Raw genomic sequence first — 16,129 nt, 5'->3', positions numbered from 1 at the left:
TAATGTGCCATAACATTTCATTATAGAAGAGCGTACCATTCATATACTTTCATCACCTGGGTAATCCGGCATTACGGCAGGCAAATTTCATAAACAGTTCAGGAAGCGCTTCTTGCTGACCATGAAGCTGTGTGAAATAAAAATACCTTTCTATGTTAAGCCCTTCAATATCGACAATGTAGCACTCCTTGTTTTGAAGCTCCTTTAATACCGCATGGATCGAAAGCAATGCCATACAATCAGAATGAAGCATGTATAATTTTATACTTTCGCTTCCTCCAAGCTGCATTTCGCTTTTTAAATCAGACAGGCTCATGCCTGCCGCTTTTAGTGCATGTCCGATTACTTCCAGTGTTCCCGAACCCGGCTCCCGAAGAAGAAGCGGAATTTCTTTGAGCTGCTGCGGCAGAATAGACCCTGATTTTACAAATGTATTTTTCAAACTGGAAACCAGCACGATTTCATCTTTCAGAAACTCTGAATACCGGATGGCTGTATTTTTAGAATAACCCTCGATCACGCCCAGGTCAATTATTTTGTTCTGAAGCAGCTGCTCGATCTGCTCGGTATTATTAACCGTAAGTGTCACCTGCACATCCGGTAACTTATTATGGAATGCGGCTAAAATAGGAGGTAAAACATATTGTGCAAGCGTGGTACTGGCACCTAGCCTGAGTATACCGCTATGCCGTCCAGCCAGCGCATTGATATCAAATTCCAGGTTCCGGTAGGCTTCAAGTATCTGCTTGGTATGCACCAGCAGCAGCTGTCCGGCCTGGGTCAGGGTGATTTTTGAACCGTCTCTTTCAAAAAGTTTTATCTTAAGCTGGCTTTCAAGCTCATGGATATGTTTGGTCACAGCAGGCTGGGATATAAACAACTCAGAAGCTGCTCTTGTAAAATTAAGCCTGGTAGCAACTGCTTGAAATACCTGCAAACGAAAATCGAATAGCATAGCTCTTTTTAAAGTTAGTTTAGCCGGATTTTCCATCCGTTCATTATATTTTATTTTTATAAAGTCCTTTATCAGGCCCAATGCACAACTGCATACAAGGCAACGGCCGAGATCACGATCCAGAGTGCAAGGCCCTGAAGTAACGGCTTGTACCCAATGGATGTAAGCACTTTTCGTGACAGGCCAGCACCGATCAAAAACAAAGTAAGCGTTAACCCCGCCTTAGCGATACCGGTTAACAAGGGCTTTACCAGGGCGATCTGAGGGACATTGGTATTGACCACCATGGCAAGTATGAAAAATCCTATAAAGTAAGGAATATTAATCTTTTTAGATTCATTCTTAAAGATAAAGGTGGAAGCAAAGGCAACCGGTATAATCCACAGTGCCCTGGCAAGCTTTACTGTGGTGGCTACTTCAAGTGCCTGCTCGCCGTATTTGCTGGCCGCCCCTACTACCGAACTGGTATCATGGATCGCCAAAGCACACCATAGGCCAAACTCAGCCTGGGACAAATTATAGTAATGTCCGACTAGCGGAAAAATGATCAATGCAGCTGAATTGAGAATAAAAACACAGCCAAGAGCTACAGATATCTGTTTCTCTTTCGCCTGGATGACGGGAGAAATTGCTGCAATCGCGCTTCCGCCGCAGATCGCCGTTCCACTCGAAATCAAAAAGGACGTTTTTTCTTCAATACGCAGCCATTTTCCCAGCAGATAACCGAAGCCCAAGGTCATACTGATTGACCCTAATGTGAAAAGTATGCCCTCACTGCCTGCTTTAATCGCACTGTGCACATTCATGCCAAAACCCAGGCCAACAACAGAAGCCTGTAAAAGCCAGTGCGTTGCTTTATGGTTTAAGTGCAGGTATGGGTGGCCGCTTAGCTGAGCAACAACCAAGCCCATCAGTAAGGCCATGGCCGGACTTACCAATTGTGTAATGCTAAGCACAACACAAACAATGAATATTATTTTTCTGCCGTTTTCGCTTAGGTTAACAAGTAATCCACTCGTTTGCTTTGTAATCTGATTTTGAGTATTCATGACTTTTCTGTTTTGATACTCAAAGGTCCTGGATTTAGGATTCATATTTTCATCACAAAAAGGCATGTGTTATAACTAAATGTTATCATACATAAATTATCTTTCCCAACATTGTACCAGTCAGGTTTATTATCAAAGGTGCCAGATGCTCTTTACCCCACTTTCAAGTTTCGGGCAGGTCAACTCATTGCATAACCCTGTCCAGTTGTCTTTTTCAACCAAAACGTCGGTTGAATGGTCAACGCTTTTTAGGACGGGTCAATATTTATAAAATACGATTTAACGTGTACGGCAAACCATTATATGTACCAAAAGAGCTTATGGTATCTCAGAAGTGAATAATGTTGCATTTTTACCAAAGTTCGTTTATACCACCGATTTATTTTAACAAATTGGAGTATAGATATTTTCTATAACCGAGTTCAGACCCGGTAAGGTCAGTAGCACCAAACTGATCCAGTTCGCTTAGGAATATTTAAGTTTTTAGAGAGATGTCAGTAGCCGATGCTCCCCCTTTCTTTATTTTTAATTTAATTTTCACACAAACATTATTTAAGCAAATACTTAAATAATGTTATATTTGTATCGAAATATAGAAAGGTATGGAAAATAATGAAATAGATTCAGAACAAGTCAGTAGTTGTATCCGCTTGTTTGCGGATCAAGAGCAGATCCAGGTATGTAAGGAAATATTGGACGCAAATGAAGATGTTTTAACCAGATTAGCGCAGGTTTACGCGCTTGCTGGAAATGATGCCCGTCTAAAAATACTTTATCTAATCCAGCAGCAAAACGAGCTTTGTCCCTGCGACTTAAGCGATATTTTGCAGATGACGGTTCCGGCTGTTTCTCAACATCTTCGTAAATTAAAGGACGCTGGTTTAGTACGAACCAGAAAAACCGGGCAGACTATCTTTTATTCGATCATACCTGATCAGGCAAATGTCATCAACCAGTTATTTGTAAATATCCCCAATCAAGAAAGTGTAGCAGTATGAAAGCGCCCAAAATCACCGCTAATGCCGGTATACTTACTGCATTGGCAAGTTCTGTCTGCTGTATTACACCATTACTGGCCATGGTGGCCGGGACAAGCAGCCTGGCAACAACTTTTGACTGGATTGTGCCTGCACGTCCTTATTTTATTGTTGGTACTGTATTGATTTTGGGTTTTGCCTGGTATCAGCAGTTAAAACCAGTTTCCGAAGTCTCATGTCATTGTGAACCTGAAAACAAACCATTTATGCAATCCAAAAAATTTTTAAGCCTGGTTACCCTTGCAGCAGTACTTCTCATTACTTTTCCGAGTTATTCTGCACTAGTCTATCATCAAAATCAGGAAGCAAAACAACCCATTTCCAAGAAAGGGCAAACAGCCCTTATAAAGATTAAAGGTATGACCTGTGAAGGGTGTGAACATCATGTTACACAGGAAGTCAATAAATTAAAAGGCATACACAAGGTTCAGGTATCGTACAAAAACGGTAATGCAACCGTTCAGTATGACAGTACAAAAACATCACTGGCAGCAATTAAAAAGGCAGTCGATGCTACCGGATATAAAGTCGTTGAAACAAACTAGGCAGTTATGAGTGTAATATTAGAATCTGTAATTACCTGTCCGCACTGCAATACCGAATATGCTGAAACAATGCCGGTTAATGCATGTATGTACTTTTACGAGTGTACAAATTGCAAGACATTGCTAAAGCCAGCTGCGGGTGATTGCTGTGTATTTTGCACCTATGGAACTGTGAAGTGCCCACCTATCCAAATGAACAAGTCATGCTGTGCCTAACAGTATAATATCAATGACATGAAAATGATGAAAACAATTCCGGCCCTTCCTGTTCAAAATATTGAAGAGTCGGTAAAATTTTATTCTGAAAAATTGGGTTTTACGGCACCATATTATGACGATGGCTTTGCTAAAGTAGTGCGGGACGAAATTGAAATCCATCTGTGGGCATCGTCAGATGTAAACTGGAAGAACAAAGGCTTGTCCCTGGCAGCAGATCCAATTTGCAGTGGGGCCGAAAGCTTTCTGGCGGGTACGGCCAGTTGCCGGATTGAAGTCCAGGGTATCGATGAGTTGTATGAAGAATATAAAAAGCAAGGTGTTATTTATAGTGCTGGCACTGTTGTGGAAGAGCAACCATGGGGAGACCGGGAGTTTCCGGCACTAGACCACCATCGTAACCTGTTAACTTTTTATGAAGAGATTTAGCCTTATGCATTTCGATAATACAGGAAAGTAAAGGCTGCAAAAACCAAAGATCAATTGATGTTTTTGTTACAAAGGGGCCGCAGTCGCGGACGATGAAAACATACGCTAAGCAAATAGATATTTAGTTACTAAGCGTAATATCAAAGATTTAATTAAAGAAATTTAAAGATTCTGATCTCTGAGAAAACGTAGCTTAACTGTATATTCCTGAAAGGAATACTTTGCACTAAGGTTTAATTTCCTGCCTGTTAACTGCCGGATCAGGTCGAAGCGAAGATCTTCATTTTCACACAGGACTTTTACTCTCGCAATCGTATTACCTTCATTAAGATAAAATTGTATAACAACAACCCTGTCTTTGTCCCTGTAAAGACTTATAGGATAGGAAAGCACGGATGACAATTGCTCGCTGATTTGATACGAAGGATCTTCAGTTATGGTTAATACTGACCGGGCCAAAACACTTTGGAAAAGCATAATGACAGAGAAGAGTAATGCTTTCATAAGATATAAAATCTACTGATTATCCGATCTGGTTCTGATACTGGTCAGCGGAAAGAAGTGTTTCCAATTCACTTACAGAGAATCCTTTGATCTGCATAATCCATCCTTCACCGTAAGGGTCTTCATTTAATAGTTCAGGCTCTGAAGCTAGGGAAGGATTAATCTGGATCACTTCGCCTGATAGGGGCATAAATAGATCCGATACAGTCTTAACTGCTTCCACACTTCCGAAAACTTCACCCGTTTTAAAGGTCTGCCCGGCATCAGGCAACTCTATAAACACAATATCACCCAGTTCGCTCTGAGCAAATTCTGTAATACCAATAGTGATTACACCGTCTTTAACGCTCACCCATTCATGCTGGGCAGAATACCGTAATTCTTGTGGAAAATTCATAATCCCTTTGTTTAGTAAGCTTTTCTAAGGTTATCTGCAAATGCATCAGGCAGCAAACTAAGCTCGACTGCCCTTGCTGCTTTCTCAACATCATATTTCACCCGGATAAATTCAACCTGAATACCATCGGGACTTGTTACAGTTGTCTGATGATCAATGGTAAGCATCACATAACAAGCCCTTGCATCACCATCTTTGGGTTTACCAACAGAGCCGGTATTGATCAGGTGATGGTAATGATCCATACCATTAACCCCGGAATTGACGATGCGGTGATAAGGCTTATGGGAATGGCCAAAGCATAGGATATCGGCTTTGAACTCTTTGAGTATTTCCAATATATACTGCTCCGGAAGTTCTTTTAAAAGATATTCATTGATACTGCGGGGACTGCCATGTACCAAAAGCATATTTAAATGATCGTCATTGAGCTGAAATTCGAGTTTTAAATGCCTGGGAAGTGTCAAAAGATAATCCCGCTCCTTAGAGCCAACAAGCTTATAAGCATAATCACTGCTTTGCTCTTTGCTGCACTCACCTTCTGATTGAAGTATTTTAGAGACTTTCAGGTCATGGTTTCCTGCAATGGTGGCAATTCCATGTTTGCGGATCAAACCAATGACCTGGTTAGGCCAGACGTTATAACCAACCAGATCACCCAGGCAGTAAACCGCATCCGGTTTTTGTTTTTCAATATCTTCAAGGACTGCTTCAAAAGCAGGAAGATTGGCATGGATATCAGATAGTAATGCTATTCTCATTTGCCTGTACGTAAGGATTCTGCGTAAGCATCAGGAAGAATGCTGTCTTCTACGGCTTTGGCTGCTTTTTCAACATCATAATCAAATCGTATAAATTCTACCACGATGCTGTCTTTATTTGATATAGATGCATCCTGCCCAATATTCAGGATTACATAACCACCCCTTGGATCGCCATCTTTGGGTTTGCCAACAGATCCGATATTGATCGCATGACGGAAATAATCGCTGCCGTCTGTCTGAACTGAATCCAAAATTCTATGATACGGTTTGTGTGTATGACCAAAGAGCATCACATCTGCATTTGCCTGCTCCATGATCCGGATCATGCTTTGCTCCTGCCGGTCTTCAAACAAATATTCATTTATCCGGCGCGGGCTGCCGTGAACCAAAAGCACTTGCAAAAGTTTTTCATTCAATTGAAATTCCAGCCGGATATGAGCTGGCAAAGTACGCAGGTATGCCCTTTGCTCATCTTTTACAATCTGATTTGTATAAGCAATAGATACTTTCCCATTCTCTTTTTCATCATCGGTTTTGTAGGCACATCCACAATCGTCGCTGCTTCTTCCAATGCCGAAGTCATAATTACCGGCAATGGTGGGGATACCCCGTTTTCTGATTTCATCAACTACTTCATTGGGCCAGATATTATAGCCTACCAGATCACCCAGGCAATAAATAGCATCTGTATCACGTGTTTCAACGTCTTTAAAAAACGCCTCTAAGGCAGGCAGGTTCGCATGGATATCTGAAAAAAGGACAATTTTCATGGTTGTAAATTTAAGTATTCAATAATTTCAGAAACTGTCTGCCGGGCAGACCGGCCTACACCTATCAGCGTAGCAGAAGCGTATCCGGTAAAACTCCCGTAGCCTACCAGCCATAAGCCGGTTACTTCCTTCGATCTTGTGCCTTCACAATCGGCCTTTCCTTTTTCTTTTAAAATTCCAAGATTTGTAAGATGATCAGTTGCAAAGCCAAAACCCGTGCACCAGATCACGACATAAAAGGCTTCATGAATGCCGTCCGGCCATATAACCCCATCCCTGTACATGGTTTTAAAAGTAGGCCGTGTTTTCAGCACACCACGTGAGCGTGCCTCTTTTACTGCCGGCACCATCACGATATTACCTACATTGTACTGAGCTGAATTAAATTCTTTGCCCTCTTTCATCGCATGGTATTTGGCAGAAGCCACATCAAAAAGTACCCTGCCGTCTACATCATCGGGCAAAAATTCCGGCTCTTTTTCTGCTGCCCAAACAGTGGTTGCTACTTTTGAAACTTCCGCCAGGATCTGTGCTCCGGAATTACCGGCACCTACAATCAGTACTTTTTTATTGATAAAAGGATCTGCATTTACATACTGTGAAGAATGCAGCTGCTGACCCTTAAACAGATCTTTACCCGGTACATCCGGCACGAACGGCTTTTGAAAAGTACCGGTGGCCGATATCACCGTTTTACTATGATACTGCCCCTGATCCGAAAAAATAGTGAAAATATTACCTTCTTTTTGAACATCCTGCACTTTTATGCCATGCTGTATATTTAAATCATAGCGTTTTTGATAAGCGTCCAAATAGTCCAGTACTTCCTTCTTAGAAGGAAATTCATGTTCTGATTTTGGCATCATCCATCCTGGCAACGAGCTATGCTGTGCCGGTGAAAATAAAGTCAAAGTATCCCAGACGTGCTGCCACGCTCCACCGCCTTGCATCTGGTCATCCAAAATAATGTATTTCAGATTCGCCCGGCGAAGAAAGTACCCGCAAGCTAAAGCACTCTGCCCACCACCAATAATTACCAGGTCATATAATTCCATGCAGGGCTCAGGCAATTTCAGTTTTGTAATATTTATCCCGCAGCCAAAAAGCCACATTCACCAGGGCAATCAAAGCCGGTACTTCTACCAGCGGACCGATTACACCAACAAATGCCTGACCGGAGTTGATCCCGAACACGCCGATAGCAACTGCAATGGCAAGTTCAAAATTATTACCTGCCGCAGTGAAGGCAATGGAAGCATTTTGTGAGTAATCCGCACCCAGTGATTTTGCCATAAAGAAGCTTACCAAAAACATGATCGCAAAGTAAATGACCAGTGGAATAGCGATTAAAAGCACATCACCCGGCAGCTGAACAATCAGCTCGCCTTTCAAGCTGAACATCAGCATGATCGTAGCTAAAAGCGCAACCAAAGTAACAGGTGATATCATAGGTATAAATTTTTTCTCATACCAGTCTTCTCCTTTCAAGGCAGACAGCCCAAAACGGCTGATCATTCCGGCAGCAAAAGGAATACCCAGGTAAATGCCTACACTTTTAGCAATTTCAGCGATCGTAATATTTACATTCAGTCCTTTTAGTCCCACCAATGGGGGCAAAACCGTAATAAAGAAATAAGCATAAAAGCTGTAAAGCAGTACCTGAAACACACTATTTAATGCTACCAGCCCGGCAGCATATTCCCGGCTTCCTTCTGCCAGCTCGTTCCAGACCAGAACCATGGCAATACACCGGGCCAGACCGATCAGAATTAGCCCGATCATATAATCCGGATGATTCGGAAGAAAGATAATGGCCAGTATAAACATAAGTACCGGCCCGATAATCCAGTTCAGTACCAGCGAAGCCGTCATCACTTTGGTATTTCTAAATACTTCGCCCATTTTGTTGTATTTCACCTTGGCCAGTGGCGGGTACATCATTAGGATCAGGCCGATAGCAAGCGGGATATTGGTTGTACCACTTGAAAAAGTATTGATATAATCAGGTAATGAGGGAGCAAAGTTACCAAGGCCTACGCCAATGGCCATGGCCATAAAAATCCATAATGTTAAGTAGCGGTCCAGGAAGCTTAGCTTCTTCCGGTTTGCCGCAGGGGCACAATTATTTGCAGACATGCTATATTAAGTTTTCTTTAACAAAGTTCTCACTGTAGGCTTTGACCATTTCACGTACAGTACGAAACTGTTCTGTTATTTGTTCTTCGCTGCCGGTTGCTTTGCCAGGATCTGGAAAGTTTTGATGGAATTTCTTCGCATTAGTCGGAAAATAGGGACAGCGTTCTTTGGCGTTATCACAGACCGTGATCACAAAATCAAAGTCAATGTCTTTGTATTCATCGATGTTGTTAGAGGTGTGGCCAGAGATATCAATCCCGTCTTCTGCCATGATGGAAATAGCTTTGGGGTTCACTCCATGGGTCTCAACCCCTGCGCTATATACGCTTGCTTTATCACCGGCAAATTTTCTGAGGTAGCCTTCGGCTATCTGGCTCCGGCAACTGTTCCCGGTGCAAAGCACTAATACTTTTTTCATTTTGCTTAATCTATTCCTGTTATTTTGCTTCTTCTTTCCAAAAGGTTGACGCTTCGCCAGATCCCCTTCATTTTTCCGATATTTTCACGGTATCCGATCAGACGGAAACCGTTTTTCTCGTGTAGCCTGATACTGGGAACATTTTCGGCAAATATGCCTGCCTGAAGTGTCCAGTAGCCCCCTTTTTCACTATCCAGGATAAGGTGCTTTAAAAGTCTATCACCTATTTTTTGTCCCCGGAACCGGCTACCGACATAAACGCTCACTTCGGCTACGCCGGCATAGACACATCTTCCGGATACAGCTGTCAATGCTGCCCACCCGGCAATTTCACCAGTGTCTGAAAGTGCCACAAAACGGTGCCAGGCTACATGGGACTGGTCCCAGGCCGGCCACTCAGGAGCGCTGGTTTCAAGCGTGGCATCGCCGGTAGCTATACCTTGTTCATAAATCTCACGGACTACTGGCCAATCACCTGGTTCTAAATTTCGTATCGTGATCATATTTACCAGATTAGATTATTAACAGCATCCCCCGCCCGGCGTGCAACTTTGGGTTTCTGCACCAACCATTTCAAGTACCTGCACTTGTTTAACATTAGCCACTGTCGCGCTTGAAGGTGTGCAGCATTCTTCACCGGATGGTGTAGTGCCACAGCTTTGTCCCCTGGTTATTGCCTTGCACTGGGTAAAATCAGCGGCCAGGTTAACAGTAAAGGAATCACCTTCAGCTATAAATTCAGAAGGGTACATCTGGCGGGTATCAAACTTTGAATTACCAAATTCTATTTTGACCACGCCCAGCGGATTAAGTGGAAGCGATTTTTCTACCAGGCTGATGATGGAAAGCGCTTTGCTTACTTTCATGGCACGTTCTGTCTCTGCTACCGACGGCTCCCAAAGCTGCACAACAATTTCCGTCCAGCTGTTCATCACGCCACCACAATCGACAGATACAATCGGAGCTTGTTTGATCTCGGTAATATGATATGATGCATCTACATACTCACCTTCTGCGTATTGGAATTGGAGGACCTTGTCCGGATTTTCCAAAAGCATATTTTTGAAGGCTTGCCAGTTCATTGGATTTAAGTTGTTCATTGCTATGTTACGATTAAATAAAAATAAATAAATTATTTGTCCACATACTTAATTGCAGCAGGCTACTTCAATATCTGATTCAAAGATTTCCCCAAATATAGCTTTTGCTTCCTGCCATACTGTTTCATTGATGCAATAGCAAACACGAGGCGGATTGATTTCTCCATGCAGGATACCAATATTTTTAAGCTCCTTTAAATGCTGTGAAACCGTGGCCTGCGCAAGCGGCAGCACTTCTACCAAATCTCCGCAAACGCATGATTTTTCTTTTAAAAGATGCTGAATGATAGCAACCCGTGCCGGATGTGCCAGCGCTTTGGCTAAATCAGCAATCCGGTTTTGTTTATCCGTAAATACATGTGTCTTTGTAACTCCCATGTGTCAAAGATAAAGTAAATTTTATTCATTGCAATAATACGATAGACATTATTTTACTTTCTGAAATGTAGGTTGGTATAAAGAAATTGTATAGCAGTAGTACAAGCGTCATAGGCTACTGGGTATTAAGTTGCATCACTAATGCTCTACAAAATAACCGATGTTACTATTATCTGCCCATCTCGCTCAAAAGTGCAAATAACTGTTTTCTGATCTTTCGCCAGTGCAAGCTTGGGATATTGACCAATACCGAGTGAGGAAGTTTTTAAACCATCGGGGCCCTGGAACTGAATACTATTATCCAGTTGCCAGGCAATAGCATTACCCTTGGCAGTTTGAAGTATTACAGGCGTGCGGCCACTGCCTAATTTTATCTCAGCTTTGCCAGGCTCCGCAAGGTAAACTTCCATTTGACGACGCCAGACCGTGAAAGCTTCTCCTTTTGCATTAACTGTCAAATCCCCACCGTCCATCGGACAGGCATTAATCATATAATTCCCCATACCTAGCCTGCCTGCCTGTCCAAAATGTTCTCCATTATCATTCGACGAAATCAGGTACATATTACGCGCACCATTCATCTTATTACGAAACATGACAAATATTTTCCCTCCTGGATTGATGTATACCGAGGGTTTACAGCAGTCACAGATACCATTTTGCTCTCCTTTGTAAATCAATTGATTTTCCCCCCAGCTTAAACCGCCGTCACTGGAAAGTGCCCCATATAAATTATTGTTTCCAAGGCGGGTATCCAGCCAGGCAGTATATACAAGATTATCTTTACCAGCACCAAGACCTGAAAGCGCTTCTTTGGCTGTCGTATCTGCATCGTTCACCCTAACAGGTTTTGACCACTGGTTGGTTTTATTAGAAAGATTAACAGCAAACAGATTTCCCTGATGATCGCCAACAGTCACAACGGTATAATCCTTTGTTGTGGTCAGTTGTGGTCCCCTGCCCATTCCCAGGCCCATCTGAGAGAAATTACCGACTACAAAAGGCTTTGAATAAAACTTGCCCCCATCAACAGAAGACACATAATACAAATCCCTTTCCTTTCCATTTTTAACCCCATAAACAATACGGATAACTCCACTCGCATCCACAGCAATTTCAGGTTGACTGCCACTGCCCAAATTTTGCTCTGATTCAAAAGAATGTACAGGTTTCTTATCATTTTGCGGTGAGAGCAGCATGGAGACCAGAATAAATATTCCAAGTTTAGATAACAGTATCATTTTCCTATTTTAATTTAAATCAAGATCCTTTCTACGCTGAAAAGCAAAAAAAGAGGCTTTTTACCTTTCAGAAATCAGTAATTCCATAATTATGTAAGCCGCTTTTATAATTATGTAGTTATAATTTCAGATAAGGCATGATCTTTGTAAAGCTAAAAAGCATTTATTTGTTTATGAAATATTTTGTTTTATTCTTCCTGATGATGACTTGCTTACTGGTCCTTCCGGTGGGGAATAGTTATGCATGTGGCAGTAAACACAAAATCTCAAAAACTGAAATTAAGCATTCTTCCCACAAAAAAGATTTTTGCGTCACTTCCGATCATCAAAAATCAGGCGCTAAGAAGAAAATGTGTGGCCATAGTTGCGATGGATCCGGCTGCAGTTGTGCTCATGGATCTTCGGTGTTTGCATTAAAAACATATCCGGGCATACTCATTGAGAAGCCTGTTTTTACAATTAGCCAGGCTAATTCCTGGTTCTTCAAAGAATCTGCTCCCCAACCGGTATATCTGTCTCTTTGGATGCCCCCAAACATAAGCTGTTAAGTTGCCTGACGCCACAAGTGCGTCTTTTTAAAAGCATCCCTGCTTTTGAATGTTCAATTTATTGTTAACAGTTTAGTTTAATCAGATGAAATCAATAAAAATATTGATGGCAGCAGTACTGTTGCTGTCCTCCATTCTGCTCAAAGCAGAAATAAAAAATATATCCACTGACAATGTAAAAATTGCCGGATCATGCGCCTTATGCAAAGAAGGTATTGAAACGGCGGCTTTTGAGAAAAACATTTCAAAAGCCAGCTGGGACAAGGATACGAAAATGGCCCAGGTCACCTACGACAATAAAAAAACATCAATTGACGCGGTTCTGAAAAAAGTGGCTTTGGCTGGGTATGATAATGATCGCTATTTAGCTCCTGACGATGCTTACGGCAAGCTGGAGGATTGCTGCAAGTATGAACGTGCCGTTAAAAAAGATGCTGTTGCACAGAAAAAGATGCCTGAACATCAGCATGGTGCTATGGCGAGCACGGATAAGGACGCAGCCGCCGATCCTTTAAAGCCTGTCCTGGATGCCTATTATGCAGTTAAAGATGCGTTGGTTAATTCTGACGGAAACGCCGCATCAACAAATGCGACCAGCCTGGTAAAAGCAATCAAGGCAGTCAAAATGGATCAGCTTGCCTCTGAGCAGCATATGATCTGGATGAAAGTAATGAAAGACCTTGATTTTGATGCAGACCATATTGCTGAAACCAAGGATACAGGCCACCAGAGGGACCATTTCTCATCCCTTTCAGATAATATGTACAAAGTCATAAAATCTGGAAAGCCATCTGAGACGGTTTATTACCAGCATTGCCCGATGGCCAAAGAGGGCAAAGGAGCCAACTGGCTAAGCCAGATACCGGCTATCAAAAACCCATACTACGGCGCTCAGATGTTAAACTGTGGTAAAACAACGGAAACCATCAAATAACAAAAGACGGTTTTTGTCTCCGTACTTTAATTCTGCTCTTACAGCTGACTGTAAGAGCAGAATATTCTTCTTCTTACAAAACAAAACACTTATGCATTTCGGTAAAACTGCTGGCATAAAGGCTATTTTCCCTGTTATTATCTTCCTTCTATTTTCTGAAACAATATTTGCTCAGAAAATAGTCCGGTATGACCTATACGTTAAAGACACAACAGTAAATTTTTCTGGCAAACCTAAAAGGGCCATTGCGGTAAACGGACAGATACCCATGCCCACACTGACTTTTACGGAAGGCGACACGGCTGAGATCTATGTACATAATGAGCTTAATGAGGAAACTTCCCTGCACTGGCACGGCTTGTTCTTGCCTAATAAATATGATGGGGTTCCGAATCTGACCCAAATGCCTATTAAGCCACATACCACCCATTTGTACCGGTTTGCCATTATTCAAAATGGTACACACTGGTATCACAGCCATACGGAACTGCAGGAGCAGATTGGTATGTATGGATCGATGATCCTGAACAAGAATAAAGAACCAGACATTCCCACAGTACCGATTGTGCTGAGCGAATGGACGGACCTGAACCCCAAAAACGTGCACCGGATGCTGCACAATGCCAGTGACTGGTTTGCCATCCAGAAGGGTACTACGCAAAGCTATTCTGAAGCAATCCAGCAAGGCTATTTTAAAACCAAAGTAGCCAACGAGTTCAAGCGGATGACAGCCATGGACGTGAGTGATGTGTATTACAACAAATTTTTAATCAACGGAAAGAACGAAAGTCAGCTTCCACAGTTTAAGCCCGGGCAGAAAGTTCGATTAAGAATTTCAAACGGCGGTGCATCCACTTATTTCTGGCTCACTTATGCAGGTGGTAAAATGACTGTTGTCGCCAACGACGGTAACGATGTAGAGCCGGTAGAAGTAGACAGGCTGATTATAGCCGTTTCAGAGACTTATGATGTGATTGTCAGCATTCCCCAGATAAATCCCGGATCTGCCCCAGTTTCTTATGAGTTTCTGGTAACATCGGAAGACCGGACTAAATCTGCTTCCCTGTACCTGGGTGAAGGAGTAAAACAACTGGCATCGCCGCTACCCCGACTCAAATATTTTGAGGGTATGAAAATGATGAATGGCATGATGAAAATGAATGGTGACCTGGATGATATGGGCATGAATATGAGCCTGAACCAGATGGATATGAACGTGGTCATGTATCCTGAAATTACCGGCCCACCGGCAGGTAATAAAATCAAAGAGACGGCTAAACCGGCTGAGATGAAAGGAATGGAGGGTATGAAAATGGATGATAATAAGAAGCCGATGGAAAGCGGACATGCAGATCATAACATGTATAACAGCAACGCCTTGTCATCGATTACGACCCTGAACTATGCGATGCTCAAATCACCTGTCAACACCTCTTTGCCAAGAAACGCACCGGTAAAAGAGCTACGCTTCGTTTTGACCGGCAACATGAACCGCTATGTATGGAGTATGGATAATAAAGTGGTTTCTGAAAGGGATAAGATCCTGATTAAAAAAGGCGAAAACGTACGGATGGTCATTTACAATAATTCGATGATGCGCCACCCGATGCACCTTCATGGCCATGATTTCAGGGTTCTCAATGGCCAGGGCATTAACGCACCGCTGAAAAACATCATTGATGTTATGCCGATGGAAACTGACACGCTTGAATTTGCAGCTACAGAAAGCGGCGACTGGTTTTTTCATTGCCATATCCTTTACCATATGATGAGTGGTATGGGCGCGGTCTTCTCCTACGAGAATTCACCTGCTAACCCCGAAATTCCTAATCCAAGGTTAGCACAACGCAGACTTTTTGCCGATGACCGGGCATTCCATTTTATGGCCGAGAACGATTTTGCTACCAACGGCAACGATGGTGAAGCCATGCTGCAAAATACCCGGTGGAGTATTGGCACGGAATGGCGGCTGGGTTACAATGATCACCATGGCTACGAAGTAGAAACGCATGTAGGCCGTTACCTTGGCAAAATGCAGTGGCTCATGCCCTTTATCGGCTTTGACTGGCGGTACCGGAAAATGGACATGGATGAAGTGGAAACGAATCTCTTTGGTCAACGGAATACCAAAGATAAACGCTCCATTCTAAGTGCGGGTGTCAATTATACGTTGCCCATGCTGGTTACTGCCCAGGCCGAGATTTTCACCGACGGGATTGTCCGCTTTCAGTTAGAACGCATGGATATACCTGTTTCCAAACGCCTTAGGATGAACCTGATGGTCAACACCGATAAAGAGTATATGGCGGCGATCAAATATATTTTTACCAGGAACGCAGGGGTTACCGCGCATTATGATAGTGATATGGGATTTGGTGTAGGATTGACTTTGAATTATTGATCAATGAAAGGCTTGGCCTTTCCACATAAACCAAAAAAATGGAAAATCACCACGGGCACCATCACATGCCAAAAGAGGTTCCAATGCCTGAAGATCATCATCCAACGAAGCAAATGGATGAGCACCAGGGCCACGACAAACATGCCGGGCATCACACAGAAGATTTTCTAAAACGCTTCTGGATATGCATGGTACTTACTATTCCTGTGCTGCTGCTCTCGCATATGATCCAGCAAATGGCCGGATTTGACCTGACATTTGCCGGCGACAAATATGTACTCTTAATCCTTAGCAGCATTATCTATTT

General features: G+C 42.7%; 19 protein-coding genes and 1 pseudogene. 7 read left to right on the top strand and 13 right to left on the bottom strand.

The features are described 5' to 3' along the window. Nucleotides 1–52: 52 nt before the first annotated feature. Both E0F88_RS29650 and E0F88_RS29645 read right to left on the bottom strand, forming a co-directional pair. Nucleotides 53–991, bottom strand: a complete 939-nt coding sequence (locus E0F88_RS29650; RefSeq protein WP_229213953.1) for a LysR substrate-binding domain-containing protein — start codon at nucleotides 989–991, stop codon at nucleotides 53–55. Between the two features lie 35 nt (nucleotides 992–1,026). Then, nucleotides 1,027–2,004, bottom strand: coding sequence for a YeiH family protein (locus tag E0F88_RS29645; RefSeq protein WP_082218000.1), 978 nt, complete (start codon nucleotides 2,002–2,004; stop codon nucleotides 1,027–1,029). A 602-nt stretch (nucleotides 2,005–2,606) separates the two neighbouring features. Here E0F88_RS29645 and E0F88_RS29640 point away from each other — a divergent pair. From E0F88_RS29640 to E0F88_RS29625, 4 genes are read left to right on the top strand one after another with little or no spacing between them, the layout of a single operon-like run. After that, complete coding sequence (locus E0F88_RS29640) at nucleotides 2,607–3,002, top strand: ArsR/SmtB family transcription factor (protein WP_131961968.1); 396 nt, start codon at nucleotides 2,607–2,609, stop codon at nucleotides 3,000–3,002. Continuing rightward, complete coding sequence (merTP, locus tag E0F88_RS29635; RefSeq protein ID WP_131961967.1) at nucleotides 2,999–3,586, top strand: mercuric transport protein MerTP; 588 nt, start codon at nucleotides 2,999–3,001, stop codon at nucleotides 3,584–3,586. Before E0F88_RS29640 ends, merTP begins: the two co-directional genes overlap by 4 nt. A 6-nt stretch (nucleotides 3,587–3,592) precedes the next feature. Next, nucleotides 3,593–3,802, top strand: coding sequence for a GDCCVxC domain-containing (seleno)protein (locus E0F88_RS34420; protein ID WP_131961966.1), 210 nt, complete (start codon nucleotides 3,593–3,595; stop codon nucleotides 3,800–3,802). Nucleotides 3,803–3,820: 18 nt separating this feature from the next. Continuing rightward, complete coding sequence (locus E0F88_RS29625; protein WP_131961965.1) at nucleotides 3,821–4,231, top strand: bleomycin resistance protein; 411 nt, start codon at nucleotides 3,821–3,823, stop codon at nucleotides 4,229–4,231. A gap of 162 nt (nucleotides 4,232–4,393) precedes the next feature. Here E0F88_RS29625 and E0F88_RS29620 read toward each other — a convergent pair whose 3' ends face one another. The 11 genes from E0F88_RS29620 to E0F88_RS29570 all read right to left on the bottom strand — a co-directional run bounded on the left by E0F88_RS29620 (nucleotide 4,394) and on the right by E0F88_RS29570 (nucleotide 11,939). Next, nucleotides 4,394–4,735, bottom strand: coding sequence for a hypothetical protein (locus E0F88_RS29620; RefSeq protein WP_131961964.1), 342 nt, complete (start codon nucleotides 4,733–4,735; stop codon nucleotides 4,394–4,396). Nucleotides 4,736–4,754: 19 nt separating this feature from the next. Then, nucleotides 4,755–5,132 (bottom strand): glycine cleavage system protein GcvH, encoded by a 378-nt coding sequence (gene gcvH, locus E0F88_RS29615; RefSeq protein WP_131961963.1) that lies wholly within the window; start codon nucleotides 5,130–5,132, stop codon nucleotides 4,755–4,757. Between the two features lie 11 nt (nucleotides 5,133–5,143). Then, entirely contained in the window at nucleotides 5,144–5,893 is a 750-nt protein-coding gene (locus E0F88_RS29610; RefSeq protein ID WP_131961962.1) for a metallophosphoesterase family protein, read from the bottom strand. Then, nucleotides 5,890–6,666, bottom strand: coding sequence for a metallophosphoesterase family protein (locus tag E0F88_RS29605; RefSeq protein ID WP_131961961.1), 777 nt, complete (start codon nucleotides 6,664–6,666; stop codon nucleotides 5,890–5,892). The genes E0F88_RS29610 and E0F88_RS29605 overlap by 4 nt, the downstream gene beginning before the upstream one ends. Continuing rightward, complete coding sequence (locus E0F88_RS29600; protein WP_131961960.1) at nucleotides 6,663–7,721, bottom strand: ArsO family NAD(P)H-dependent flavin-containing monooxygenase; 1,059 nt, start codon at nucleotides 7,719–7,721, stop codon at nucleotides 6,663–6,665. Before E0F88_RS29600 ends, E0F88_RS29605 begins: the two co-directional genes overlap by 4 nt. Nucleotides 7,722–7,728: 7 nt before the next feature. Next, nucleotides 7,729–8,802, bottom strand: a complete 1,074-nt coding sequence (arsB, locus tag E0F88_RS29595; RefSeq protein WP_131961959.1) for an ACR3 family arsenite efflux transporter — start codon at nucleotides 8,800–8,802, stop codon at nucleotides 7,729–7,731. 1 nt (nucleotide 8,803) lies between these two features. After that, on the bottom strand, nucleotides 8,804–9,220 hold the full coding sequence (locus E0F88_RS29590; protein ID WP_131961958.1) for an arsenate reductase ArsC: 417 nt from the start codon (nucleotides 9,218–9,220) through the stop codon (nucleotides 8,804–8,806). 5 nt (nucleotides 9,221–9,225) lie between these two features. Beyond that, on the bottom strand, nucleotides 9,226–9,723 hold the full coding sequence (locus E0F88_RS29585; RefSeq protein WP_131961957.1) for a GNAT family N-acetyltransferase: 498 nt from the start codon (nucleotides 9,721–9,723) through the stop codon (nucleotides 9,226–9,228). Between the two features lie 18 nt (nucleotides 9,724–9,741). Then, nucleotides 9,742–10,320, bottom strand: a complete 579-nt coding sequence (locus tag E0F88_RS29580) for a DUF6428 family protein (protein ID WP_131961956.1) — start codon at nucleotides 10,318–10,320, stop codon at nucleotides 9,742–9,744. A 48-nt stretch (nucleotides 10,321–10,368) separates the two neighbouring features. After that, nucleotides 10,369–10,698: an ArsR/SmtB family transcription factor gene (locus E0F88_RS29575; protein WP_131961955.1), complete on the bottom strand. Its 330-nt coding sequence runs from the start codon at nucleotides 10,696–10,698 to the stop codon at nucleotides 10,369–10,371. A gap of 146 nt (nucleotides 10,699–10,844) precedes the next feature. Then, a complete protein-coding gene (locus E0F88_RS29570; RefSeq protein WP_131961954.1) occupies nucleotides 10,845–11,939 on the bottom strand; it encodes a sialidase/neuraminidase family protein in 1,095 nt (364 codons plus the stop codon). A gap of 654 nt (nucleotides 11,940–12,593) precedes the next feature. On the opposite strand from E0F88_RS29570, the gene E0F88_RS29565 reads away from it, so the two are divergent. From E0F88_RS29565 to E0F88_RS29555, 3 genes and pseudogenes are all read left to right on the top strand, one after another. After that, nucleotides 12,594–13,421 carry a DUF3347 domain-containing protein gene (locus E0F88_RS29565; RefSeq protein WP_229213952.1) on the top strand — a complete coding sequence of 276 codons (828 nt, stop codon included), beginning with the start codon at nucleotides 12,594–12,596 and terminating at the stop codon, nucleotides 13,419–13,421. Between the two features lie 91 nt (nucleotides 13,422–13,512). Continuing rightward, a complete protein-coding gene (locus tag E0F88_RS29560) occupies nucleotides 13,513–15,822 on the top strand; it encodes a multicopper oxidase domain-containing protein (protein ID WP_131961952.1) in 2,310 nt (769 codons plus the stop codon). A 38-nt stretch (nucleotides 15,823–15,860) separates the two neighbouring features. Continuing rightward, nucleotides 15,861–16,129: pseudogene (locus tag E0F88_RS29555) on the top strand (heavy metal translocating P-type ATPase); the annotation flags it as partial.

This window comes from Dyadobacter psychrotolerans, assembly GCF_004349265.1.
Lineage (GTDB): Bacteria > Bacteroidota > Bacteroidia > Cytophagales > Spirosomataceae > Dyadobacter > Dyadobacter psychrotolerans.
The sequence above is the reverse complement of the archived record's forward strand: the minus strand, read 5'-3'. Positions and strand labels throughout refer to the sequence as shown.